The sequence below is a fragment of the Brevundimonas sp. GW821-FHT12C05 genome, from assembly GCF_058807475.1.
In genome coordinates, this window is record NZ_JBXAQS010000001.1 from 64,884 (window position 1) to 87,957 (window position 23,074).

General features: G+C 69.6%; 17 protein-coding genes. 10 read left to right on the plus strand and 7 right to left on the minus strand.

The annotated features are described in order from the left end of the window. Positions 1-8: 8 nt before the first annotated feature. Positions 9-1,478 (minus strand): S41 family peptidase, encoded by a 1,470-nt coding sequence (locus AC1RRF_RS00255; RefSeq protein ID WP_492831696.1) that lies wholly within the window; start codon positions 1,476-1,478, stop codon positions 9-11. Positions 1,479-1,518: 40 nt separating this feature from the next. Then, positions 1,519-2,682: a helix-turn-helix domain-containing protein gene (locus tag AC1RRF_RS00260; protein WP_492831698.1), complete on the minus strand. Its 1,164-nt coding sequence runs from the start codon at positions 2,680-2,682 to the stop codon at positions 1,519-1,521. A 195-nt stretch (positions 2,683-2,877) separates the two neighbouring features. Here AC1RRF_RS00260 and AC1RRF_RS00265 point away from each other — a divergent pair, with 195 nt between their 5' ends. Next, positions 2,878-3,531 carry a hypothetical protein gene (locus AC1RRF_RS00265; RefSeq protein ID WP_492831700.1) on the plus strand — a complete coding sequence of 218 codons (654 nt, stop codon included), beginning with the start codon at positions 2,878-2,880 and terminating at the stop codon, positions 3,529-3,531. A gap of 85 nt (positions 3,532-3,616) precedes the next feature. Here the strand turns inward: AC1RRF_RS00265 and AC1RRF_RS00270 are convergent, their stop codons facing one another. Genes AC1RRF_RS00270 through AC1RRF_RS00280 form a run of 3 tightly spaced genes read right to left on the minus strand, consistent with a single transcriptional unit; the run spans position 3,617 to position 9,502 of the window. Then, positions 3,617-5,056, minus strand: coding sequence for an efflux transporter outer membrane subunit (locus tag AC1RRF_RS00270; RefSeq protein WP_492831702.1), 1,440 nt, complete (start codon positions 5,054-5,056; stop codon positions 3,617-3,619). After that, positions 5,056-8,298 (minus strand): efflux RND transporter permease subunit, encoded by a 3,243-nt coding sequence (locus tag AC1RRF_RS00275; protein WP_492831704.1) that lies wholly within the window; start codon positions 8,296-8,298, stop codon positions 5,056-5,058. The genes AC1RRF_RS00270 and AC1RRF_RS00275 overlap by 1 nt, the downstream gene beginning before the upstream one ends. Positions 8,299-8,305: 7 nt before the next feature. Continuing rightward, positions 8,306-9,502: an efflux RND transporter periplasmic adaptor subunit gene (locus tag AC1RRF_RS00280; RefSeq protein WP_492831706.1), complete on the minus strand. Its 1,197-nt coding sequence runs from the start codon at positions 9,500-9,502 to the stop codon at positions 8,306-8,308. Between the two features lie 225 nt (positions 9,503-9,727). On the opposite strand from AC1RRF_RS00280, the gene AC1RRF_RS00285 reads away from it, so the two are divergent. Next, a complete protein-coding gene (locus AC1RRF_RS00285; protein WP_492831709.1) occupies positions 9,728-10,264 on the plus strand; it encodes a TetR/AcrR family transcriptional regulator in 537 nt (178 codons plus the stop codon). Here the strand turns inward: AC1RRF_RS00285 and AC1RRF_RS00290 are convergent. Next, the gene (locus AC1RRF_RS00290) at positions 10,248-10,682 is read right to left on the minus strand and encodes a PaaI family thioesterase (RefSeq protein WP_291832232.1); all 435 of its coding nucleotides are present in this window, start codon (positions 10,680-10,682) and stop codon (positions 10,248-10,250) included. The two genes, AC1RRF_RS00285 and AC1RRF_RS00290, sit on opposite strands and share 17 nt — an antisense overlap. 48 nt (positions 10,683-10,730) lie before the next feature. On the opposite strand from AC1RRF_RS00290, the gene AC1RRF_RS00295 reads away from it, so the two are divergent. The 8 genes from AC1RRF_RS00295 (at position 10,731) to AC1RRF_RS00330 (ending at position 21,820) form a co-directional block, all read left to right on the plus strand. Then, positions 10,731-11,045 (plus strand): DUF3253 domain-containing protein, encoded by a 315-nt coding sequence (locus AC1RRF_RS00295; protein WP_492831711.1) that lies wholly within the window; start codon positions 10,731-10,733, stop codon positions 11,043-11,045. 13 nt (positions 11,046-11,058) lie between these two features. After that, a complete protein-coding gene (locus tag AC1RRF_RS00300; protein WP_492831713.1) occupies positions 11,059-11,643 on the plus strand; it encodes a uracil-DNA glycosylase family protein in 585 nt (194 codons plus the stop codon). Beyond that, positions 11,640-12,638 (plus strand): alpha/beta fold hydrolase, encoded by a 999-nt coding sequence (locus AC1RRF_RS00305; RefSeq protein WP_492831715.1) that lies wholly within the window; start codon positions 11,640-11,642, stop codon positions 12,636-12,638. Before AC1RRF_RS00300 ends, AC1RRF_RS00305 begins: the two co-directional genes overlap by 4 nt. 152 nt (positions 12,639-12,790) lie before the next feature. Next, the gene (locus tag AC1RRF_RS00310; RefSeq protein ID WP_492834114.1) at positions 12,791-13,882 is read left to right on the plus strand and encodes a Glu/Leu/Phe/Val family dehydrogenase; all 1,092 of its coding nucleotides are present in this window, start codon (positions 12,791-12,793) and stop codon (positions 13,880-13,882) included. A gap of 229 nt (positions 13,883-14,111) precedes the next feature. Next, entirely contained in the window at positions 14,112-16,166 is a 2,055-nt protein-coding gene (gene cckA / locus AC1RRF_RS00315) for a cell cycle histidine kinase CckA (RefSeq protein ID WP_492831717.1), read from the plus strand. Positions 16,167-16,235: 69 nt separating this feature from the next. Then, on the plus strand, positions 16,236-18,089 hold the full coding sequence (locus AC1RRF_RS00320; RefSeq protein WP_492831719.1) for a M61 family metallopeptidase: 1,854 nt from the start codon (positions 16,236-16,238) through the stop codon (positions 18,087-18,089). Between the two features lie 85 nt (positions 18,090-18,174). Then, the gene (locus tag AC1RRF_RS00325) at positions 18,175-20,004 is read left to right on the plus strand and encodes a DUF885 domain-containing protein (protein ID WP_492831721.1); all 1,830 of its coding nucleotides are present in this window, start codon (positions 18,175-18,177) and stop codon (positions 20,002-20,004) included. Positions 20,005-20,014: 10 nt separating this feature from the next. Then, positions 20,015-21,820: a DUF885 domain-containing protein gene (locus AC1RRF_RS00330; protein WP_492831723.1), complete on the plus strand. Its 1,806-nt coding sequence runs from the start codon at positions 20,015-20,017 to the stop codon at positions 21,818-21,820. Positions 21,821-21,824: 4 nt separating this feature from the next. On the opposite strand, the gene AC1RRF_RS00335 is transcribed toward AC1RRF_RS00330, so the two are convergent. After that, entirely contained in the window at positions 21,825-22,778 is a 954-nt protein-coding gene (locus tag AC1RRF_RS00335; RefSeq protein ID WP_492831725.1) for a LysR substrate-binding domain-containing protein, read from the minus strand. Positions 22,779-23,074 lie beyond the last annotated feature (296 nt).

The following is a 23,074-nucleotide window of genomic DNA, read 5'->3' on the forward strand; positions in this document are numbered from 1 at the left end:
CGCAGGCGTCAGCTTCGACCGATATGCGCGATCGCGGCGACCATCTGCGGATCCCGGCCGGCGGCGATGTCATCCGCCGTCGTCGGCACGGGAAGGTCCGGTTCGATGGCGGCGTCCGGCTGGGGCGTCGAGGGAAAGCTGGCGATCAGGGGCAGGTCGACTTCCAGTCCGGAGGCCGGGAGCTTGAGGAAGAAGAAGGCGCCACCGTTGATGCCGCGCCGGTTGCCTCCGGTCGTCTGGCCGATCAGCGTGGCCAGGCCATTGTCCTTCACGGTCTGGGCGAAGCCGAAGGTCGCTGAGCTGTTGGAAGCGTCGCAGAGCACCGCCACCGGAGCTTCGAACCGTCGCCCGGTGGGCCGTATCAGGTTGGCCTCGGCGCTGTCGCCGGAGCGGGTCAGCCGGTAGAAGCCGGGGCGTTCGTCGGAAACCACGGCGGCGTCGCCCCAGTCCAGGAAGCTTCGGTCCCAGGTGTCGAGGTAGGGGTGCAGGGCGTCCGGCGCCCTCCGATAGCGGGTCCAGCGCTGGTCGCGCGACAGTCGCAGGTCGCGGTCTGTAAGGCGGCTGAGGATCACATTGCCGCAGTCCAGGCCGCCCTCGTTGCCACGCAGGTCCACGATCAGGCCCCGCGCGCCGTCGGCGGTCAGGTCGTCCATGACCTGGCCGAGCCAGGCCCTCCAATCGAAGTCGGAATCGTACAGCCCCCAGCTCGGCATGGTCAGCCGCTGGACGCCGTCAGCGCGTTTCTCCAGCTTCCAGGGGTTGGCGTCCCCGGCCGGATCGACCGACGCCGGCAGCCCGGCCCTGCGGTCGGCCAGGGTCAGCAGGCCCGCCTGGACGATCCGTCCGTCGGCCAGGGTGAAGGCGGCGGCATCCTTGAGCGGGAGCACCAGCGGCAGGTGGATGTCGATCGTCTCGTAGCGGTCGTCGCCCCGCGCCTCCATCAGGCTGACGCGCTTGCCGCGATTGCTTCCATCCGCCCTGGCCAGCGGGATCAGCCGCGCCAGCAGGGCCTCGGTCGGGACGCCGTCGATCGCCGAGATCACGCTGCCCGGCGGGAACAGGCTCGCGCCGCTGTCGTCGCGGGTCACCACCATGCGGCCGTCGATCCAGCGGAACAGGAACGGGACCAGGGACCGGTCCGGATACATCCGCGCCACGGTGGCGGCGCTGCTGTTGTAGGGGCTGGGATAGGTGTGGCCGCACCTGAGCGAGGCCGTCACGTGCGTCAGGGCGAGGAACCGGTCGCGGAAGGAACCGGGGGCGGACCAGAGGCGCGCCAGGCCGTCCAGCCGCGCCGTGATCTCCTGCGGCGTGCTGTATCGATAGACGCCCGGATGCAGCGCTTCCCAGGCCTGGCGCAGGATCGCGACGTCGCCGCCCCAGTCATCGGTCGCCGTCTCCGCCCAGCTGGGCGAGGCGGCGGCGAGGGCCAGTCCGCCCGAAAGCTGAAACAGGTGACGGCGGTTGATGGACGACATCGGGCGATCCTCGTGAACGGGACCAAAGGGTTGCGCCGTGTCAGGTCGCGGCTCGCCTCATTTTCGTATCCGGAGACGAAAAAGCAGGATCTGAGACCTGTCGCCGGAACTGTGAGGGCGACAGGCCGAACCGGGCGCGGAAGGCGCGATTGAAGCTGGCCTTGGAGGCGAAACCCATGTCGAGGGCCAGCCCCAGAAGGTCGTCAGCGCAACCCGCCTCGATGGCCTGGGCCACGGCCTCGGCGCGCAGTCCGTTCACGAAGCTGGAAAAGTTCATCCCCAAGCCGAGATTGATCGCCCGGGACAGGCGCCCGCTGTTGGTGCCCAGCAGGCGGGCGAGACGCGCCAGCGTCAGGTCGGGCTCGCGCCACCATCCCGCCTGACGCGTGCGATCCGCGATGTCCGCGGCGACGCCCGGCCAATCCTGCGTCCGCGAGGGCTCCGGTTCGGCGTCGGCCAGGTCTGAGGGCTTGGCCAGGGGCACGGGAAGCGCGGCCCGCCGCCAGCCGCCCACGCCCAGATAGACGCCGACGACGGCCAGGGCGAGATACATCCCGGTCTCCTGGAAGAAGTCTATGCCGCCCGTAACGGCCGACCACAGCCAGAAGCCGACCTCCACGGCGAGGCCGGCCAGGATCACGATCCGGACCTGGCCCAGCCAGGTCGCGGAGAACCGGTCATCATCGCTGCGCTGATCGGCCAACCGCCTGCGCTGCCGTTTCAGCACGCTCCCGATCGCGACGGTATAGGCCGCCAGGCTGGCAAGCCCCAGCACGTCGAGAGCGGGCGTGATCCAGTCGCGATGACCGCCCGTGTACCAATCCCATTTGGCCGCCTCGGGCAGCAGGAAGCAGAGGGTGAAATAGGCCAGCTGGGCGGCGGCCGGGGCGAGATGCAGGCGCATCCCGCGTGGAGCGGCGCCGTCCGCCAGCGCGTGGGCGTATCCGTACAGCAGGGGGCCGAGCGCCAGCGGGAGGGCGAAGGGCGCGAACGTCAGCCAGCGAAACCGGTCATAGAGGCCGGCGAACCCGATCGCATAAGGGATCAGAAGGCCCGCGATCACGATCAGGGCGGCGGCCAGGGCGCGGTTGGCCGCCCGGTTGCCGGGCTCCCGCGCCAGTGCGCCGGCGAGCAGGAGGCACTGCAGGATCGCGACGCCGAGCAAGGCGGTTCGCCATCCGAAATAGAGCTGTCCGTCCGCCATCTCCGGGACGCTAGTCGCTGCTGCCCTCGGCAGGAAGCCGGGACTCATCGAGCGACCGCGTCGGCGTCCAGTCCGGTAAGGCGACGCTCAAGCTCGCACGGAGAAGTCAGCGCAACTCTTGGTCGATTATGGTTGTGCGGTTCAACCGATTGCCGCCAATCTGCTCACGGGAAACACAGCATGGGATCGGACGCGATGACGAGCCTCTTGACGATCAACATCACCAACGGGGCGTTTAGCCCTCGGGATTTCTTTCTCTTTCAGCAGCCTGCGGAATTCACCGGCGGCCCCCAGGTCTTCAGCAACAGCCTGGGCTCTCGCAGCCTGCATAGCTATGACGCCTCCGGAGCGATCCTAACCTTCCAGGTCAACCGTCAGCCCTACGCCTGTGTCCAGAGCGCCTTCGACAGTCCGCGCATCGGGCAGGCCTCGGGGTACAGCTCGGCCTCCCGGCTGATCGACCTGTCGCCGGGGAATGACTGGGTGACCGCCTCCATCGACCCGCTGGGCTTGTCACGGCCCATCTCCGGTCACGGCGTCCAGCCGGGCGCCTTCCGGATCACGACCCCGGCCTATCAGCCCACGACCCGCGTCAATCTCGGGGCGGCCGCGGAGGTGAACGGCGAGCTCGTGCTGTCCAGCTTCATTGAGGCCATGCCCAACTACAATGTGGATTGCAGGCCCTCCGACAAATTCTACATCGGAGTGGGCGGGCAGGGGCGGGGCGCTGTGATCGCGTTCGGCCCCTCGGCCGCCCAGGCGGCCCTCTGCGATTTCACCGGCGGGCACACCGATATCAGCGTCGTGTTCCATCCGGACGAAAGCTGGACGGTGCAGGTGCGCCAGTAGGGCCGGGCCGCCCGGCGCGGCCCAATGAAAAAGGGGAGGCTGTTTCCAGCCTCCCCTTCGTCATTCCAGCTCTGGTTCGAAGGCTTCAGCCCTCGTTGGTCCAGCCGCCCGCCAGCGCCTTGAACAGGGCGATCTGGTAGGTGGTGACCAGCGCGCTCGACGACGCCAGCTGGGCGTCGGCGGCGGCCAGGGTCCGTTCGGAGTCCAGCACCGTCAGGAAGCTGTCGGCGCCGGCGTCGAAGCGCAGGCGCGACAGGCGGGCGGCGTTGGCGGCCTGGTCCCGCGCCGACTGCAGGGCCGACCGGCGGTCCAGCTCATTGGCGTAGTTGGCCAGGGCCGTTTCGGTTTCCTGCAGCGCGACGAGCACCGTCTGGTCGAAGGTCGCCAGCGCCTGGTCCGAGCTCGCGCCCGCCTGTTCGATCCGCGCGCGGGCGGCGAACACGTTCGGGAACGACCAGCTGATCAGCGGACCCACCGAGAAGCGGAAGTTCTCGTTGTCGCCCAGGCCGCTGGCGTCCAGCGCCGTCGCTCCGGCCGAACCGCCCAGGGTGATGCGCGGATACAGGTCGGCGGTGGCCACGTTCACCCGCGCCGCCGCGGCGGCCAGGTTGCGTTCCGCCTGGCGGACGTCGGGACGCCGCGCCAGCAGGGCCGCGCCGTCGCCGACCGGGATCGGCTGGGCCAGTTGCGGCGGCGCCGCGCACGCCCGGGCCGCCTGGCTGGTCTCCGCCGGGGTGCGCCCGGTCAGGGTGGCCAGACGGAACAGGGCGCCGTCGCGCTGGGCCCGCAGGGGCGGCAGGGTCGAACGGGTCGACTCCAGCGCCGAACGGGCGCGCGCCACGTCCAGACCGTTGCCCGAACCGGCGTCCAGCAGACGCTGGGTCAGGCCGACGGTGTCGATCTGCAGCGTGATGGTCCGTTCGGCCACCGCGATCTGGGCGTTGCCCGAACAGGCGTCGGCATAGGCCCGGGCCGTTTCGGCCGCGACCGTGACGCGCACCACGTTCAGTGCGGCCTCGGCGGCGGAGGCGTCGGCGCGGGCGGCGCGGACGGTCGACTCCACGCGGCCGAACAGGTCGACCTCATAGGAGACGTCCAGCCCGGCGCTGTAGGTGTCGGACTCGGGCGCCTCGGTCCCGGCGGGCAGGCCGGGCACGGTGGCGGCCGAGGGCCGGCCGGTGGTCACGCCGGCCGAGGTCGTCGTCGACGGGAACCGGCCCACCCGAGCCTCGCCCAGCGCCGCGCGGACGCGACGCAGGTTGGCGGCCGCGGCCTCCAGCTCGTTGTTGTTGGCCAGGGCCTCGCCGACCAGGCCGTCCAGGACCGGGTCGTTGTACAGCCGCCACCAGTCGTCGCGGGCCGCGGTATTGGCCGAGACCGCCGGTGAGGCGGCCCCGATGAAGGCGCCCGACGCTGAGGGGGGAAGGGTAGCGTCAGGCGCCTTCGGCCCGACCGCGCACGAGGCCAGCAGAAGACTGGCTCCGGCGGTTGCGGTCAGGATCCGGAGAGAGGGTTGCAGGGTCATCAGACGTCTCCCGAGCGCGCCGTGGCGGCGTCGGCTTCATGCGGCGGCAGGCCGCCGGTGGTGGGGATCTCGCGCTCCTTCTGCGGCGCGCCGGGCAGCTTGGAGGCCACCCACCGCATCACGACGTAGAAGACGGGCGTGAAGATCAGGCCGAAGAAGGTCACGCCCAGCATGCCGGAGAAGACCGCGGTGCCCAGCGATTGGCGCATTTCGGCGCCGGCGCCGGTCGCCAGCATCAGCGGCACGACGCCGAAGATGAAGGCGAACGAGGTCATCAGGATCGGACGCAGACGGGTCTGAGCGGCCCGGACAGCGGCGTCCCAGCGGTTCAGTCCCTCGTCCTCGGCCTGTTTGGCGAACTCCACGATCAGGATGGCGTTCTTGGCCGCGAGCGCGATCAGCACCACCAACCCGATCTGGACCAGGATGTTGTTGTCCAGGCCTCGGATGTTGATCCCGATCATGGCCGCCAGGATGCACATCGGAACGATGAGCACGACCGCCATGGGAAGCGTGAAGGCCTCATACTGAGCGGCCAGCACCAGGAAGACGAAGATCACGGCCATGATGAACACCACGGTCGCACCGCCCGCCGACTGCTTCTCCTGCAGCGCCAGACCGGTCCATTCGTACGAGAAGCCCGGCGGCAGGGTGGCCTCGGCCAGCTGCTCCATGCTCGCGATCGCCTGGCCGGACGAGACGCCCGCCGCCGCCTGCCCCTGAAGCTCGGAAGCCGGGAACAGGTTGTAGCGCACGATCCGCGACGGACCGGAGTCCTCACGCAGGTTGGCGACCGAACCGATCGGCACCATGGCGCCGGTGGCCGAACGCGTCTTCAGGTTGGCGATGTCGGCGATATCGTCACGCGACGTCGGCTCCGCCTGCGCCGTCACCCGGAAGGTGCGGCCCAGATAGTTGAAGTCGTTGACGTAGGACGAGCCGAGATAGACGCCCAGCGTGTTGAACACGTCCGACGGCTGCACCCCCATCATCAGCGCCTTGTCGCGATCGACGTCGGCGGCGATGCGCGGCGAACCGGTGTTGTAGGTCGAGAAGACCTGCTGCACCTGGTCCGGCGCCTGGGCGGCGGCGCCCATCATGGCGAAGGTCGCGCCTTCCAGCGGGCGGTAGCCCGCGCCGGAACGGTCCTGCACCATCATCTGGAAGCCGTTGCCGTTGCCCAGACCCTGAACCGCGGGCGGGGCGATGACGAAGATGTTGGCGTCCTCGATGCCCATGGTGGCGCCGGTGATGGCGCCGGCCAGGGCCGCCGCGCTTTGCTCGGCCGACTTGCGCTCGTCGAAGGCGTCCAGACGGACGAAGATCGTCGCCGAGTTGGAGCCGAACGAGAAGCTGGAGCCGTCCAGGCCGGCGAAGGCGACAAGGCCTTCCACGCCCTCGGTCTTCTTGATCGTGTCCGAGGCCCGGCGCATCACCGCTTCGGTGCGTTCCAGCGAGGCGCCCGGAGGCAGCTGGATGACGCCGATCAGGAAGCCCTGGTCCTGTTCCGGGATGAAGCCTGACGGGGTGTCCATCAGGCGCCAGCCGGTCAGGCCCAGCAGGGCGACATAGACGATCAGCACGATGCCGACGGTCCGCACCAGGCGGGCGGTCAGGCGACCGTACTTGTCCGACAGCCAGTCGAAGCCCTCGTTGAACTTCCGTCCGGCATAGCCGCCGTAATAGGTGACCGTGCCCCACACGCCCGGCTTGCGATGCGTGTCATGCTCCTTGTGCGGCTTCAGCAGCAGCGCGGCCATGGCCGGCGACAGCGTCAACGACACCAGCAGCGACACGACCGAGGCCGTGGTGATGACGATGGCGAACTCGCGGTAGAAGATGCCCGGGATGCCGGGCACGAACATGGTCGGCACGAACACCGAGACCAGCACCAGGCCGATCGAGATCAGCGCGCCGGAAACCTCCTGCATGGAGCGGTAGGCGGCTTCCTTGGGCGTCAGTCCCTCGCGGATGTAGCGTTCCACGTTCTCGACCACGACGATGGCGTCATCGACGACGATGCCGACCGCGAGGACGAGGGCGAACAGGCTCAGCGAGTTGATCGAGTAGCCCAGCATCAGCTGGACGGCGAAGGTCGCCACCAGCGCCACCGGGATGGCCACGATCGGGATGATCGCCGCCCGCCAGGTCTGCAGGAAGACGATGACCACCAGCACGACCAGGATCACGGCTTCGAACAGGGTGTGCTGCACGGACTCGACCGAGGCCGCGACGAACTCCGTCGGGTTGTAGGCGACGGACAGGTCCATGCCTCGCGGCAGTTCGGCCTTCACGGCCTCCATTTCGGCCATCACGCGCTCGGCGGTGCCCAGCGCGTTCGCGCCCGGCTGCTGAACGATGGCGATACCGACGCCGCGCTCGCCGTCGAAGAAGCCGCGGATGCCGTAGTCCTGGGCGCCCAGCTCGACACGAGCGACGTCGCGGACGCGGGTCACGCGGCCTTGAGCGTCCGTCTTGATGACGATGTTGGAGAACTGATCAGGATCGCTGAGACGGCCCTGCACCTGCACCGGCAACTGGAAGGCGGCGGCGTTGGTGGGGAAGGGCGGTTGGCCGATGGCGCCGGCCGCGGCTTGCACGTTCTGGGCGCGCAGGGCGGCGATGATGTCCGGACCGGTCAGGCCGCGTTCTGCGGCCTTGGACGGATCGATCCAGACCCGCATCGAATAGTTGCCGCCGCCGAAGATCTGGACCGTGCCCACGCCTTCAAGGCGCAGCAGGCGGTCCCGCAGCGTCGAGTTGGCGTAGTTGCCGACGTAGTCGTTATCCAGCGACTTGTCCGGGGACGTCAGCCCCAGGATCATCAGGAAGCCGCTTTCCTGCTTGTTCACGACCACGCCGGTCTGGCGGACCTGTTCAGGCAGGCGGGGCTCGGCCAGGGCCACCCGGTTCTGGACCAGCACCTGTGCGGCGTCCAGGTCGGTGCCCGGCTGGAAGGTCACGGTGATCGAGGCCACCCCGTCCGAGGTGGACGAGGAGGACAGATACAGCATGCCCTCGACGCCGTTGACCTCTTGCTCGATGGGCGCGGCGACGGTCTCGGCCAGGGTTTCGGCCGAGGCGCCGGGATAGGAGGCGTTGATGGTGATCGTCGGCGGCGCGATCTCCGGATACTGCGATAGCGGCAGCAGCGGATAGGCGAAGACGCCGATCAGGGTGATGAACACCGCGATCACGGCCGCGAAAATCGGCCTGTCGATAAAGAAGCGTGAGATGTTCATTGTCGGATCAATCGCCCGAGACGCTGGCGGCGAAGGTGGCCGTGGACGCCGGAGCGGCCTGGGTCACCGGGACCTGCGCCTGCTGGACCACGGGCGTGATACGGCCGTTGCTGGCCTGCACCTTCATGCCGGGCGCCTGGATGCGCTGGACGCCGTTGATGATGACGCGGTCCGTCGGCTGCAGACCCGAGCGGATCACGCGCAGGCCGTCGACCAGCGGTCCCAGCTGCACCGGCTTGGGCGCGACCGAGCCGTCGGCGGCGACGACGTAGACGATGCGGCGGGCCTGGTCGGTGGCGACGGCGGCGTCGGGCACCAGCATGGCCTGATAGGTGCCGGCGCCGGCCAGACGGGCCTGACCGAACATGCCGGGCTTCAGGAAGCCGTCGGCGTTCGGGATCAGGGCGCGCAAGCGGATGACGCCCGAAGCCGTGTCGACCGCGTTGTCGGTGAAGTCGAGCGTGCCGCTGCGATCGTAGCTGCTCTCGTCCTGCAGACGCACCTGGATCGGGGCGGCGCCGTTGCGGGCCTGGCGCTGATACTTCAGCAGCACGGCTTCGGAGCCGTCGAAGACGAAGTGGATCGGGGCGCTGGAGACCACGGTGGTCAGGACGTCGGCCTGCGACGAGCCGCCGGCGACCAGATTGCCCGGATCGACGCGGCGATCGGACACGCGGCCCGAGATCGGCGCGGTGACGCGGGTGAATTCCAGGTCCAGCTGACGGGCGCGGACCGCGGCGTTGGCGGCGGCGATGGCCGCTTCCGCCGTTTGCAGGGCGCCGCGGCGGGTGTCGACCTCGGCCTGCGAGACGGCTTGCGACGCCAGCAGGGTTTCCGAACGGGTCAGTTCGGTGCGGGCCAGGTTCACCTGGGCCTGCGCCTGCGCCAGCTGGGCGCGGGCCGAAGCCAGCGCGGCCTGCGCCGGACGCGGGTCGAGGGTGAACAGCAGCTGGCCGCGGCTGACATAGTCGCCGTCGCGGAAGTGAACGCCCTGGATATAGCCGCCGACGCGCGCACGCACCTCGACGGATTGGGTCGCCTCGAAGCGGCCCGTGAACTCATCCCAGTCCTGAACGGCCCGGACCAGCGGCGTCGCCACGGTCACTGCGGGCGCCGGGGGCGCCTGGGCTTCGCTCGGCTGGGAACAGCCATAGAGCGCGACGGCCATGAGGGCCGACGCGGTCACGATCTTCACCGTGCGCATGAATGCTAGTCTCCGAATGGGAGCAAATCCCTGTCTCTGTCGACCATGGCATTCGGGGAGGAAGCCGCTAGTCAACGCCCGGTGACTTAATGGTGATGCGACCCCGACTTGTCAACGGGTGATGACAAAGCCATATTCCCGCTGGGGCTATTCCGGAGACCTAACCCATTGTTTTGTCATGTCGCGCCACGGCCAAGAAATGCCGAGGCGACTCGCGCTGCTATTTTGTCCGCCGCGCAGGAACGGTTTTCGCGCGAAAGCTATGACGACGTCGGCATGCGTGACATCGCCGGCGACGTCGGCGTCGACGCCGCGCTGGTCTCCCGCTATTTCGGCTCCAAGGAAGACCTCTTCACCTCTGTTCTCGACAGCTGTTCGAACGGCAGCGAGCTGATGGACGGCGAGCGCTCCGAGTTCGGCCGCCGCGTCGCCCATGCGGTGATCTTCGAGCCCAAGAAAGAGGGCAAGCTCAAGGGGCTGCTGATCATGCTGCGCTCGGTCGGCTCGACCAAGGCCATGGAACTGGTTCAGCGCACCGGCAGCGAGCGCTTCTTCGACCCGTTCACCGAATGGGTCGGCGGCGAGGACGCCCCGGTCCGGGCTCGGCTGGCCGCGGCCACCATCATGGGCATGGCCGTCAGCCGCGAAATCACCGCCGGCTTCGGTCTGAACGGCGAGGAATGCAAACGGATGGAGGACCGCATGGCCGTCATCCTTCAGGGCATCATCGACGACGGCCCGGCGCTCAGCCGCGCGGCGTGAATTTTCGGATCACGCCCGAGAAGGTCATCAGGATGCGCTCGCCGACGCAGATCTGACCGCGCACGAAGATCAGGCTCTTGCCCGCGCGCACCACCTCGCCCGTCGCCTCGACCAGTTCGCCCACATAGGCGCCGTCGATGAAGGTCGAGTCCAGCGACACGGTCACGCCCGAGGCCCCCTCCATCTCCTGATAGGCTGTCTGAAACAGCGAGATGTCGGCGAAGGTCATCAGGCAGCCGCCGTGCATCCGGTCGCCCGCGTTCATATGCTTCTGCTCGGCCCTGAAGGCGCAGCGCATGCGCCCGTCGGCGTCCGGCTTGAAGTAGAACGGGCCCACCACCTGGTCGAAGGTGCCGTGCAGGTCATAGGTCCGCCAGCCGGTGAACTCGCCTTCCGTGACCGTGATTTTCGCGACCATGATGATCCCTGCCTTCTTCTGGCTCTCGCAATGCAGCATATAGGCCCGATGAGCGACCCCATCGAAACCGCCATCTTCGAAAAACTGGCGAAGGCCGACCCTAAAAGCGTCGGCGGAAAAAGCATTGAACCGTCGGACGTGGCCAAGGAGCTGCAGCCCGAGCAGTGGCAGCGCATGCTGCCCAAGGTGAAGGCCGTGGCCTTGGGCCTGATGCGTCAGGGCAAGCTGACCATCACCAAGAAGGGCAAGGCGGTCGATCCGAACAGCTTCAAGGGCGTCATCCGCCTGCGTCTGCCGACTCCGGAAGAGACCGCCGCCGCCCTGGCCGCGCTCCCGCCGGTCGTCGAGGACGACGAGGACTGACAGGTCTGACGGGATGAGCCTTGAGGCCGTTCTCGCTGACATCCGCGCCTGCCGGGCCTGCCTCGGCCAGTTGCCGCACATCCCGCGCCCCGTCGTCCGCGTCTTCCCCGAGACCCGGCTGTTGATCTGCGGCCAGGCGCCGGGCCGCCGCGTGCATGAAAGCGGCCTGCCGTTCACCGATCCGTCGGGAGATCGCCTGCGCGACTGGATGGGCGTGGACTACGAGACCTTCTACGCCGAACCCCGCTTCGGCGTGGCGGCGCAGGCCTTCTGCTATCCCGGCACGGCTCCGAAGGGCGGCGACTATCCCCCGCCGAGGAAATGCGCCGAGCTGTGGCGGTCCCGGCTGCTGGCTGAATTGCCTAAGGTCGAGCTGACCCTTCTGGTCGGCGGCTATGCCCAGGCCTGGGCGCTCGGCGACCGGGCCAAGGCCAATATGACCGAGACCGTCCGGGCGTGGCGCGACTACGCCCCCTCGATCCTGCCCATGCCCCATCCCTCGTGGCGAAACACGGCGTGGCTGAGGAGGAACCCCTGGTTCGAGGCCGAGGTGGTCCCCTATCTGCGCGAACGGGTTCGGGGCATTCTCTCCGCATGACCCGGACACTCGCGGCCCTGTTCCTGTCCCTCGCGCTCGCCGCCTGCGCGACGCCGGCGATCCAGCCGGTGCTGACCCCGCCGCCGGGTTTCACCGGTCCGGCGCTGGAGACCTCGACCCTGCTGATGGACGACGGCGCGCGCCTGCCGTTGGCCCGCTGGACGCCGGAGACGGGCGAGCCCTGGGCCGTCATCGTCGCCCTGCACGGCATGAACGACAGCCGCGCCTCCTTCCGCCTGGCGGGGCCATACTGGGCCGAGCATGGCATCGAGACCTGGGCCGTCGATCAGCGCGGCTTCGGCGAGGCGCCCGGCCGCGGCGTCTGGGCCGGCGAGGCGCGCATGACCGAGGACCTGCGCACCGCCGTGGCCCTGGCCCGCGCCCGCCATCCGCGCGCGATCATCGCCGTGGCGGGCGAAAGCATGGGCGGCTCGGTGACCGTCGCCGCCTTCGGCTCGGACCGTCCGCCCGCCGCCGACCGCGTCATCCTGCTGGCGCCCGGGGTCTGGGGCTGGAGCGCGCAGGGCCCGATCAACTCCGCCGGCCTGCAATTGGCGGCCCGCGCCATGGGCCCCTACTCGGTCGATGCGCCCGAGTGGGCCATCAAGGCCCATCCGGCCTCCGACAATATGGTCGAGCTCTATCGGAACGGCCGCGACCCCAACAGCATCATCTCCACCCGGTTCGATGCGCTGTACGGCCTCGTCGACCTGATGGAGAGCGCCTCTCTCCGGCTCGGGTCGATCCGCGCCCCGACCCTTCTGCTCTACGGCGCCCATGACAATGTGATCCAGAAGCCGGCCATGCGCCTGGCCCTGCAGCGGGCGGGCGACCGCCCCGGCTTCCGTACGGGCTACTACCCGGACGGCTGGCATATCCTGAACCGCGACCTCCAGGCCGAGACCATGTACCGCGACGTCGAAGCCTGGCTGAGAGACGCGGCGGCTCCGCTGCCGTCCGGCGCCCAACCGGTGCTGCCGGCGCTCGAGAAGTGACTAACCACTAATCACTTTCAGCCACCGCAGCCCGCGGCTCGCGCGCCAGCCCCCGCCACACCCTCATCACGAAACCGCCATGCTTGCGGTGTTACTCCGACGCGCGTAATCAGCCGCGCAATAAAAATACCTTGGGAGTAGCGCTTATGGGCATGACCCTGTTCGATTCACCGTCGTTCGCGAACCATGAAGGCGTCCACGCTGTCTTTGACGAAAAGACCGGCCTGCGCGCTATTATCGCTGTTCACTCAACCGCGCGGGGTCCCGCCGTCGGCGGAACGCGCATGTGGAACTACGCCTCCTCGGCCGAAGCGCTGGAAGACGTGCTGCGCCTGTCGCGGGGCATGAGCTACAAGAACGCCGTCGCGGACCTGGAAATGGGCGGCGGCAAGTCGGTCATCATCGGCGACAGCCGCACCCAGAAGTCGCCCGAGCTGTTCCGCGCCTTCGGCCGCGCCGTCGACACCCTGGGCGGCCGCTACTACGCCGCCGAGGACGTCGGCGTGTCGGTCTCCGACATCGCCGAAGCGCGCAAGACCACTGAATATGTGCTGGGCCTGTCCGACGGTCCGGAAGCGTCGGGCGACCCGTCGCCGGTCACCGCCGAGGGCGTGTTCCGCTCGACCCTGACCGTCGCCCGCCGCCTGTGGAAGCAGGACGACCTGACCGGCCTGACCGTCGCCCTGCAGGGCATCGGCCACGTCGGCGGCTATCTGGCGGACAAGCTGCACGCCGCCGGCGCCAAGCTGGTCATGACCGACGTCAACACCGCCCTGCTGGCCGAAGTCGCCGCCCGCACCGGCGCCGAGATCGTCGCCCCGGACGCCATCTATGACGTCAAGGCCGACATCTACGCCCCGTGCGCTCTGGGCGCGACGCTGAACCCCCAGACGCTGGACCGCATCACCGCCAAGGCCGTGGTCGGCGCCGCCAACAACCAGCTGGCCACCCCCGACATCGGCCACAAGCTGTTCGAGCGCGGCGTGCTCTACGCCCCCGACTACGTCGTCAACGGCGGCGGCATCATCAATGTCGCCTCGGAACTGCGCGCCCGCCAGACCGGCGGCGCCTATGACGCGGCCTGGGTCGAGACCAAGCTCTCGCGCCTGATGGACACCCTGGACGAAGTCCTCGAACGCTCGGCCGCCGAAAAGCGTCCGACCCACGAGATCGCCGACGCCATCGCCGAAGCCCGCATCAACGCCGCCCGCGAAGCCCGCGGCGAGGTTCTGAAGGCGGCGTAAGCCTCCACGTCCAATCCTGACGGAACGACCGGCTATCCTGCGATCCGCGGGGTAGCCGGTTTTCGTTTGGGCGACCCGTCGCGAACCCGGACGCATCGGACGCATCGGACGGTGTTTCCATCCGCACTGTTCGCACTCTTCGCACTGTGTTTTTCGCCCGGATTCGCGCCTCAGGGGCATACGGCCCATCATCACGCCTTCACCCGTTTTTGATTCGGGCCGAGACGCCATGACGACGACCGCCGCCCGCCGCTCCATCGATCCGCTGCTGATCGTGATGGCGCTCGGCTTCGTGGTGGCGGTCGGCGCCCTGGCCTATCCGGCCTTCCGCGCCGATCCGATGAGCGCGCCGGGCCTGATGCTGATCTTCACCGTCGGCGCCGTGGCCCTGATCGGCCTGTTCACCTACGCCCGGGGCGAGGCGAAGAAGCCGACCGGCGACGCCACCGTCGAACTGCTTGACGCCATGGCCGAGCCCGCCGCCCTGGTCTGGGCCACCGGCCAGGTGCTGGCCTTCAACGGCGCCTGGGCCGAGGCCGGGGGCGCCACCGCCGCCCTGCCGCCCGCCCGCTCCGGCGGCAAGTCCGCCTCCGCCCTCTACATGGCCTTCGCCCAGGCCCGCGCCGGGGAGCAGGGCCGCGCCATCGTGCCGGTCGGCGACCGCGAGCTCGAGGTCCTGATCGGCCAGGCGGGGGAGGGGCGGTTCCTGATCCGCGCCGCGCCCGAGGCCGTCCTGCCCGTCTCCGCCCCGGCCACGGATCGTCCCGTCGCGGCCGCCAATGGTCCCGGCGGTCGCGCCATGGCCGCCGGCGCGCCGTTCGGCTCGGCCTTGCTCCAGGCCGAGGATCTGTTCGCCGGCAAGGTCGAGGAGGCCAACGCCGCCCTCGCCCTGCTGACGGGTCCGGCCGCGGCCCGCGACGCCGCCTTCGGCCACCTGTTCGAGCCCACCGGCGTGATCGAGGCCAAGGCCAAGCTGACCGCGGGTTCGTCCGGCCCGATCGAGCTGGTCGCCCGCGCCCACCCCGACCGGATGCTCCACCTCTATGTCGCGCCCGAGAACGGCAAATGCCGCGTCTGGCTGTTCGACGTCTCGGCCCAGAAGTCGATGGAGCTGCAGCTGTCGCAGGCCCAGAAGATGCAGGCCGTGGGCCAGCTGGCCGGCGGCGTGGCGCACGACTTCAACAACCTGCTGACCGCCATCCAGATGCAGCTGTCCGAGCTGCTGGAGCGCCATCCCGTCGGCGATCCTTCCTATGACGGCCTGAACCAGATCCGCCAGACGGGCATCCGCGCCGCCGACCTGGTGCGCAAGCTGCTGGCCTTCTCGCGCAAGTCGACGGTCCGCCGCGAACGCCTCGATCTGGGCGAACTGGTCGGCGAGTTCGCCGTCCTGCTGCGCCGCCTGCTGCGTGAGGACGTGCGGCTGGAGACCGACTATGGCCGCGACCTGCCGGTGGTCCTGGCCGACAAGAGCCAGCTCGAGACCGCGGTCATGAACCTGGCCGTCAACGCCCGCGACGCCATGCGCGGCGTGGTCGAGCCGGGCGCGGGCGTGGTCACCATCAAGACCCGCCGCCTCAGCCGCGACGAGGCCCGCCAGATGGGCTGGGCCGCCGCCGAGACCGAGGCCGTGGCGCTGATCGAGGTGTCCGACACGGGCCCGGGCGTGCCGCCGGAACTCCTCGACAAGATCTTCGAGCCCTTCTTCACCACCAAGGCGGTGAACGAAGGCACCGGCATGGGGCTGGCCACCGTCTACGGCATCGTCGAGCAGGCCGGCGGCCACATCAAGGTCGTCAACCTGGAGGGGGCGGGCGCCGCCTTCCGCATCTTCCTGCCCGAGGCCGCCGAGGCCGAGCTGGCCGAGGTGCCGCAGGTCGAGATCAAGGTGAAGACCCCGCGCGACCTCTCGGGCGCCGGCCGCATCCTGTTCGTCGAGGACGAGGCCGCCGTGCGCGGCATCGCCGCCCGCCTGCTGCGCCAGCGCGGCTATGAGGTCATCGAGGCCGAGGACGGCGAACAGGCGCTGGAACTGGCAGAGGAATGGGCAGGCCAGATCGACATGATGATCTCCGACGTCATCATGCCGGGCCTGGACGGTCCGTCCCTGCTGAAGAAGGCGCGTCCCTTCCTCGGCGATGCGCCGGTCATGTTCATCTCCGGCTATGCCGAGAGCGACTTCTCCGACCTGCTGCAGGACGAGGTCGGCGTCTCCTTCCTGCCCAAGCCGCTGGACATCAAGACCCTGGCGGAACGGGTGAAGCAGGAGCTCCACGCCGGCTGAACTATCGTTCACTTGTCAGCCGTTCCGACCCGCGCCACGGTCCGCGCCGTTAGTCGCAGGGGAATCCGTATGAAGCTCGCCATCGCCGGTCTCGCGGCCCTCTCGCTCGGCCTCGCCGCCGCTCCGGTCCGGGCCCAGACAGCGCCCCCGGTGCGCTACGATCTCAGCTTCGAGAACGCGGTCCACCACGAGGCGCGGATCACCGTCACCTATCGCGATGTCGGCCGCGCACCGGTGCGGTTCGAGATGTCCCGCTCCTCGCCCGGCCGCTATGCGCTGCATGAGTTCGCCAAGAACGTCTATTCGGTCACGGCGACGGACGGCGCGGGCCGTCCCCTGACCGTCCAGCGCACCGATCCTTACGGCTGGACCGTCGGCGGGCACGACGGGACGGTCAGCGTCACCTACACCCTCTACGGCGACCGGGCCGACGGCACCTACGCCCAGATCGACGCCGCCCATGCCCACCTGAACATGCCCGCGACCCTGATGTGGGCGCGGGGCTTCGACGACCGCCCGGTGGAGCTGACCTTCCATTCGCCGAACCCCACTTGGCGCATCGCCACCCAGCTGGCCCCGACCGCCCGGCCCGACGTCTTCACCGCGCCGAACCTGCAGTACCTGATGGACAGCCCGACCGAGCTCAGCGATCATATGGTCCGTGAGTGGCAGGTCGACGACGCGGGCACGCCCCGCACCATCCGCATCGCCATCCACCATCCCGGCACGGCCGAGCAGGCCGACATCTTCGCCGCCAGGGCCCGCCGGATCGTCGATCAGCAGATCGCCATCTTCGGCGACGTTCCCGACTTCGACTTCGGCGCCTACACCTTCCTGGCCGACTACATGCCGCAGGTCAGCGGCGACGGCATGGAGCACCGCAACTCCACCGTCATCAGCGGCTCGCGCTCGCTGGCCGACGCCGACTACGGCCAGATCGGCACCCTGAGCCACGAGTTCTTCCATGCGTGGAATGTCGAGCGCCTGCGTCCCGCCGAGCTGGAGCCCTTCGACTTCACCCGCGCCAACGCCACCCCGTCCCTGTGGTTCGCCGAGGGCTTCACCAACTACTACGGCCCCCTGGCCATCCGCCGCGCGGGTCTATCGACCGTCGACCGCTTCCTGGCCGAGGTCGGCGGGCAGGCGAACGTCATCGTCAACACCCCGGCCCGCGGCTACGGCTCGCCGCAGGAGATGAGCCTGCGGGCGCCGTTCGTGGACGCCGCCGCCTCCATCGACCCGACCAACCCGAACATCTTCACCTCGTACTATACGTACGGCGCCGCCCTGGCCCTGACGCTGGACCTGACCCTGCGCCAGCGGTTCGACGGGCTGACGCTGGACGACTACATGCGCCAGATGTGGCGCACCCACGGCCGGACCGAGAAGGCCTACACGCCCGACGACCTGCGCGCCGGCCTGGCCGAGGTGACCGGCGATCCGGCCTTCGCCCAGGCCTTCTTCGACGCCAGCGTCCAGCGCAGCGAAATGCCCGACCTCGCGCCCCTGCTGGCTCAGGCGGGCGTGGTCATGAAGCCGCGCAATCCGACCGGCGCCTGGGCCGGTCCGGCGCGGCTGCAGATCGCCGACGCGGTCGTGCGGCTGGCCGGGGCCACGGCGCCGAACACCCCGCTGTACCTGGCCGGGCTGGACGGCGGCGACGAGATCGTCCGCCTCGGCGATACGACCATCGACAGCCAGGCGAACTGGGACGACGCCCTGAAGGCCTTGAAGCCCGGCGATACGGTCGCGATCACCTACATCCAGCGCGGCGCCGAGCGCACCGCCCAGCTGCGGCTGGCGGCCGATCCCGCCTTCGAACTGGCGCGCATCGAGACGATGGGCGGCGCGGCCACCCCGGCGCAGCTGGCTTTCCGCGCCGCATGGCTGGGACAGGATACGGCGGCGCCCGCCCAGCCCTGAGCCGTCGCGAACGCAGGCTTGCCAGCGAGGGTCAGGCAGCGTTCAGTGCCGGGGATACGCATATTCATGACCATGGGAGTTCGTCATGCTTGATCGTCGCCGTTTCCTTCTGACCACCGCTGCGGGCGCCGGTCTGGCCGCCACCACGGGCGGCGCGGTCTTCGCCCGGGAGGCCAACGGCGCCGATGCGGCCCTGACGACGGTGATGGACGGGATCACCCGCGACCACCTGCTCAGCTCTCCGGAGCTGCTGACCATGCTGGGGATGGACAAGGGGCCCGGCGCGGCCATGAAGTCCCAGCTGGACGACCGCTCGCTGGCCAAGCAGGCGGTGGACAAGACCCAGTTCCTGGCCTCCATGACCGCCCTGAAGGGGATCGACCGCGAGGCCCTGTCGCCGCGCTTCAAGGTCTATCACGACACGGTCCAGTTCTTCGGCGAGACGGCCGTCCAGGGCTACGACTTCCCCTATGGCGGCGGCCTGTTCCCGTCGCCCTATACGATCAGCCAGCTGGGCGGCGCCTATCAGAGCGTTCCGGACTTCCTCGACAGCCAGCACTCCATCGAAACCGCCGAGGACGCCGAGGCCTATCTGTCGCGTCTGTCGGCGCTGGCCACCGTCTTCGATCAGGAGACCGAGCGGGTGAAGGCCGAGTTCGCGGCCGGCGCCGTGCCGCCCGACTTCGTCATCCAGCGCGCCACAGGCCAGATGCAGTCGATCCTCGGCGCCGATCCGGCCGGCCTGACGCTGGTCACCTCCGTGGCCCGCCGCGCGGCCGAGAAGGGCCTGCCGGGCGCTTGGGGCGAGCGCGCCCTGGCCATCGTGAACGGTACGGTCCTGCCCGCCCTCGCGCGCCAGCGCGACACCCTCGCCGCCGGCCTGCCGACGGCCACGCACGACGCCGGTTGCTGGCGCCTGCCGGACGGCGACGCCTATTACAACTACGGACTGAAATTCTACACGACCTCCTCCCTGACCGGGCAGGAGATCCACGACATGGGTCTGCAGCAGGTGGCCGAGCTGAGCGCGCGGGCCGACGTCCTGCTGCGGGCGCAAGGCCTGACCCAGGGCACCGTCGGCGAGCGCATCGCCTCGATCGCCTCGCATGTGCCGGGCCAGGTCTATCCCAACACCGACGCCGCCAAGGAACAGCTGCTGGCGGATCTGAACGCGCAGATGTCGACGGTCATGGCGCGGATGCCCGAGTATTTCGGCCGCCTGCCCAACGCGGCCTGCGACATCCGCCGCGTGCCCAAGGAGATCGAGGCCGGCGCGCCGGGCGGCTACTATCAGCCGCCGTCGCTGGATGGTTCGCGACCGGGCGCCTACTACATCAACCTGCGCGACACGTCCGAGTGGCCGAAATTCACCCTGCCGACCCTGACCTATCACGAGGCGGTGCCGGGCCATCACTTCCAGATCGCCCTGCAGCAGGAGAAGACCGAGACGCCGCTGATGCTCAAGGTGCTGGGCTTCTCGGCCTATACCGAAGGCTGGGGCCTGTACGCCGAGCAGTTGGCCGACGAGATCGGCATGTACGAGAACGACCCGTGGGGCCGGATCGGCTCCATCCAGTCCCTGATGTTCCGCGCGGCGCGCCTCGTCGTGGATTCGGGCCTGCACTACAAGCGCTGGAGCCGCGAGCAGGGCATCCGCTACATGGTCGAGACCCTGGGCGACCAGGAAAGCTCGATCACCACCGAGGTCGAACGCTACGCCGTCTGGCCGGGCCAGGCCTCCAGCTACAAGGTGGGTCACACCACCTGGGTGCGCCTGCGCGAGGAGGCGAAGGCCACGCTCGGCTCCCGCTTCGACATCAAGGGCTTCCACGACACCGGCCTGGACGCCGGCGGGGTGCCGCTGACGGTGCTGGAACGGGTGATCGGCGACTGGGTCGCCAGCCGTCGGGGCTGAGGAACGCCAGATGATCGACCGCCGCCGCCTGCTCGTGACCGCGGCCGCCGGAGCCGGCCTCGCCGCCTCCGGCGTCGCCATCGCCGCGCCGCGTGACGCCGACGCCGAACTGGACGCCCTGCTTCAGGGCTGGTTCGACCAGGACATCGACGAGTCGCCCGAGAGCGCCACCAACCTGGGCCTCGACCGCGGCGCGCGGGCGGGACTGGCCTCGAAGCTCAGCGACCAGAGCGAGGGCGCCTGGCGGGAGGAGCGGGCGCAGGCGGTGGAGCGCTGGCGCGTGTTCCGCGCCTTCGGCGGGACCGACGGCCTGTCCGAGGCGGGCAAGGTCAACCACGCCGTCGCCGCCTTCCGGACCGAGACGGCCGCCACCGGCGCGGGCTTCGACTACGGCTCGACCATGGGCGGCGGGCGGATGGGCCCCTATGTCGTCAACCAGCTGACCGGCGCCTACTTCACCGTGCCGGACTTCTTGGACAGCCAACACCGGGTCGAAGATGCGGCCGGCGCCGACGCCTTCCTGTCGCGCCTGTCTGCATTCGCCCCCTCGGTGGATGCGGAGACGCAGCGGATCCGCGCCGACGCGGGCAAGGGCGTCGTTCCGCCCGACTTCATCATCGACCTGACCACCGGCCAGCTGCGCGCGCTGGCGGGGCAGGCGGCGCCCGACATGGCCATGGTCCGCTCGCTGGAGCGCAAGGCGTCGGCCCTGGGCCTCAGCGGCTACGGCGACCGCGCCGCCCGCCTGGTCGAGACCGAGGTCAAGCCCGCCCTGGCGCGCCAGATCTCGGCCTTCGAGGCCCTGCGCCCCGCCGCCGTGCACGACGCCGGCGTAACTCGCCGCCTGCCCGAGGGCGAGGCCTTCTACGCCCACGCCCTGAAGCACTGGACCACGACGACCCTGACCGCCGACCAGATCCACGCCATCGGCCTGGAACAGGTGGCCGAGATCAGCGCGAGCATCGACGCCATTCTGAAAGCCCAGGGCTTGACCCAGGGGACCGTCGGCCAGCGCATCGACGCCCTGAACAAGGACCCGGCCCAGCTGTGGGGCGAGACCGACGCGGACAAGGTGGCGCTGATCGCGTCCCTGAACCGGCAGGTGCAGGCGCTGCAGCCGCTTCTGCCGCGCGTCTTCGGACGCCTGCCCCGCGCCGCCGTGGAGGTCCGCCGCGTGCCCCCGGCGATCGAGGCGGGCGCGCCGGGCGGCTACTATCAGGGGCCGCCGCTCGACGGCTCGCGGCCGGGCGCCTACTACATCAACCTGCGCGAGACGAAGAACTGGCCGAAATTCTCGCTGCCGACCCTGACCTATCACGAGGCGTCGCCGGGCCATCACCTGCAGGTCGCCCTGCAGCGCGAGACCGAGAGCCTGCCCCAGTACCGCCGCGCCAACGGCTTCTCGGCCTATAACGAGGGCTGGGCCCTGTACGCCGAGGCGGTCGCGGCCGACGATCTGGACGTCTACGCCCAAGACCCGCTGGGCCGGGTCGGCTTCCTGATGTCCTACCTGTTCCGCGCCGTCCGCCTGGTGGTCGACACGGGCATGCACGCCAAGGGCTGGAGCCGCGAACAGGCCGTCGACTACATGGTCGCCTCGGGCGCCAAGCCGGTCGGCGCGGCCAACAGCGAGATCAACCGCTACGCCTCGATGCCGGGACAGGCCTGCGCCTACAAGATCGGCCACACCGTCATCGCCCGCCTGCGCGCGGAGGAGGCGGCCAAGCCCGGCTTCGACCTGCGCGCCTTCCACGACAAGGTGCTGGTCAACGGTTCGGTCCCGCTGGCCGTGCTGGAAGGGCTGATCCGGAGCTGATCCCTCAGGGCCGGGGGGCGGCGACCTTCCTGGCGGTGCGCGCCTCGTGCCCGAAGCGGGCCGCGGCGACCGCCGGGTCGGTGTCGGCCTGGGCCATGATCCAGTCGCGGAAGCGCTTGATCTTGGGCGAGCGCCGCCGCCCCTCGGGCCAGACCAGATAATAGCCGGTGTGGAAGGCCACCATCTCCTCGAAGGGGCGGACCAGGATCCCGGTCTCGATCTCGCGCGCGAACAGGATCGGCGAGGCCAGGGCCACGCCCTGTCCGCCCAGCGCCGCCGCGACCTCCAGCACCTGGTAGTCGGCGGTCAGCCGGGTCGCCGGGCGCACGCCGTCGTCCAGTCCCGCCGCCGCGAACCAGGCGGCCCATTCCTTCTCCATCCCGATCCGGGGCGCATCCAGCAGGTCGCACGGATTTGTCAGGTTCAGCTTCTGCGCCATCGCGGGGCTGCACACGGGGGTGAAGACGCTGGGCATCAGCAGCTGGCTTTCCATGCCCGGCCAGTCGCCGTGTCCGGACCGGATCCCGACATCGAAACCCTCGCGCGCCAGGTCGAGCAGGGCGGGATTGGTGTCCATCCGCACCGCCAGCCCCGGATTGGCCAGTTGGAAGGCGCCCAGCCGCGGAGCCAGCCACTGGGTCGCCAGTGTGGCCAGGGTGGTGATCGACAGGATGTGCTCGTCAGCCTCGGTCAGGTCGCTGATCGCGCGGCGCAGCAGGCTCATGGCCTCGGTGGCGGCGCGCGACAGCCGCTCGCCGGCTTCCGTCGGCTGCACCTCGCGCGGCAGGCGGCGGAACAGGCTCTGACCCAGCCGGCCCTCCAACGCCTTGATCTGCCAGCTGACCGCCGCCTGGGTCATGCCCAGCTCCTCGGCGGCGCGCGTGAAGCTCCTCAGCCGCGCGGCCGCCTCGAACACGCGGATCGAGGCCAGGGGAATGCCGGAAAGGGGGTCGGCCATAAGTGAACCTTATGTGGGAGGCGCACAATCTGGTTTGTCCGCTTCCGCTGTCAAGCCGATATTGCCGCCTGTCACCCACGCCAACCAGAGGAGGCCGAGATGGAAGAGGTACACCACACGCATAAGGAGCCCGCATGGGGCTGGGTTGCGGTCCTCGAAGAGTGGCGCCGTAGCCGCACGCGCCGCCTTGTACGCGCCCAGGCCGGTTCGTCCGCCGCCACGCGGCGCTGATTTCCCCCGATCCGGTACGCTGCGGGGAGCTCCCTCTTTCTCCGCCTCGACCGTCGGTCCTTGCC

What these genes read in the sequence shown, in the direction of transcription:
- AC1RRF_RS00255 (WP_492831696.1), bottom strand. Translation starts at nt 1,478, where the DNA reads ATGTCGTCCATCAACCGCCGTCACCTGTTTCAGCTTTCGGGCGGACTG.
- AC1RRF_RS00260 (WP_492831698.1), bottom strand. Translation starts at nt 2,682, where the DNA reads ATGGCGGACGGACAGCTCTATTTCGGATGGCGAACCGCCTTGCTCGGC.
- AC1RRF_RS00265 (WP_492831700.1), top strand. Translation starts at nt 2,878, where the DNA reads ATGACGAGCCTCTTGACGATCAACATCACCAACGGGGCGTTTAGCCCT.
- AC1RRF_RS00270 (WP_492831702.1), bottom strand. Translation starts at nt 5,056, where the DNA reads ATGACCCTGCAACCCTCTCTCCGGATCCTGACCGCAACCGCCGGAGCC.
- AC1RRF_RS00275 (WP_492831704.1), bottom strand. Translation starts at nt 8,298, where the DNA reads ATGAACATCTCACGCTTCTTTATCGACAGGCCGATTTTCGCGGCCGTG.
- AC1RRF_RS00280 (WP_492831706.1), bottom strand. Translation starts at nt 9,502, where the DNA reads ATGCGCACGGTGAAGATCGTGACCGCGTCGGCCCTCATGGCCGTCGCG.
- AC1RRF_RS00290 (WP_291832232.1), bottom strand. Translation starts at nt 10,682, where the DNA reads ATGGTCGCGAAAATCACGGTCACGGAAGGCGAGTTCACCGGCTGGCGG.
- AC1RRF_RS00295 (WP_492831711.1), top strand. Translation starts at nt 10,731, where the DNA reads ATGAGCGACCCCATCGAAACCGCCATCTTCGAAAAACTGGCGAAGGCC.
- AC1RRF_RS00300 (WP_492831713.1), top strand. Translation starts at nt 11,059, where the DNA reads ATGAGCCTTGAGGCCGTTCTCGCTGACATCCGCGCCTGCCGGGCCTGC.
- AC1RRF_RS00305 (WP_492831715.1), top strand. Translation starts at nt 11,640, where the DNA reads ATGACCCGGACACTCGCGGCCCTGTTCCTGTCCCTCGCGCTCGCCGCC.
- AC1RRF_RS00310 (WP_492834114.1), top strand. Translation starts at nt 12,791, where the DNA reads ATGACCCTGTTCGATTCACCGTCGTTCGCGAACCATGAAGGCGTCCAC.
- cckA (WP_492831717.1), top strand. Translation starts at nt 14,112, where the DNA reads ATGACGACGACCGCCGCCCGCCGCTCCATCGATCCGCTGCTGATCGTG.
- AC1RRF_RS00320 (WP_492831719.1), top strand. Translation starts at nt 16,236, where the DNA reads ATGAAGCTCGCCATCGCCGGTCTCGCGGCCCTCTCGCTCGGCCTCGCC.
- AC1RRF_RS00325 (WP_492831721.1), top strand. Translation starts at nt 18,175, where the DNA reads ATGCTTGATCGTCGCCGTTTCCTTCTGACCACCGCTGCGGGCGCCGGT.
- AC1RRF_RS00330 (WP_492831723.1), top strand. Translation starts at nt 20,015, where the DNA reads ATGATCGACCGCCGCCGCCTGCTCGTGACCGCGGCCGCCGGAGCCGGC.
- AC1RRF_RS00335 (WP_492831725.1), bottom strand. Translation starts at nt 22,778, where the DNA reads ATGGCCGACCCCCTTTCCGGCATTCCCCTGGCCTCGATCCGCGTGTTC.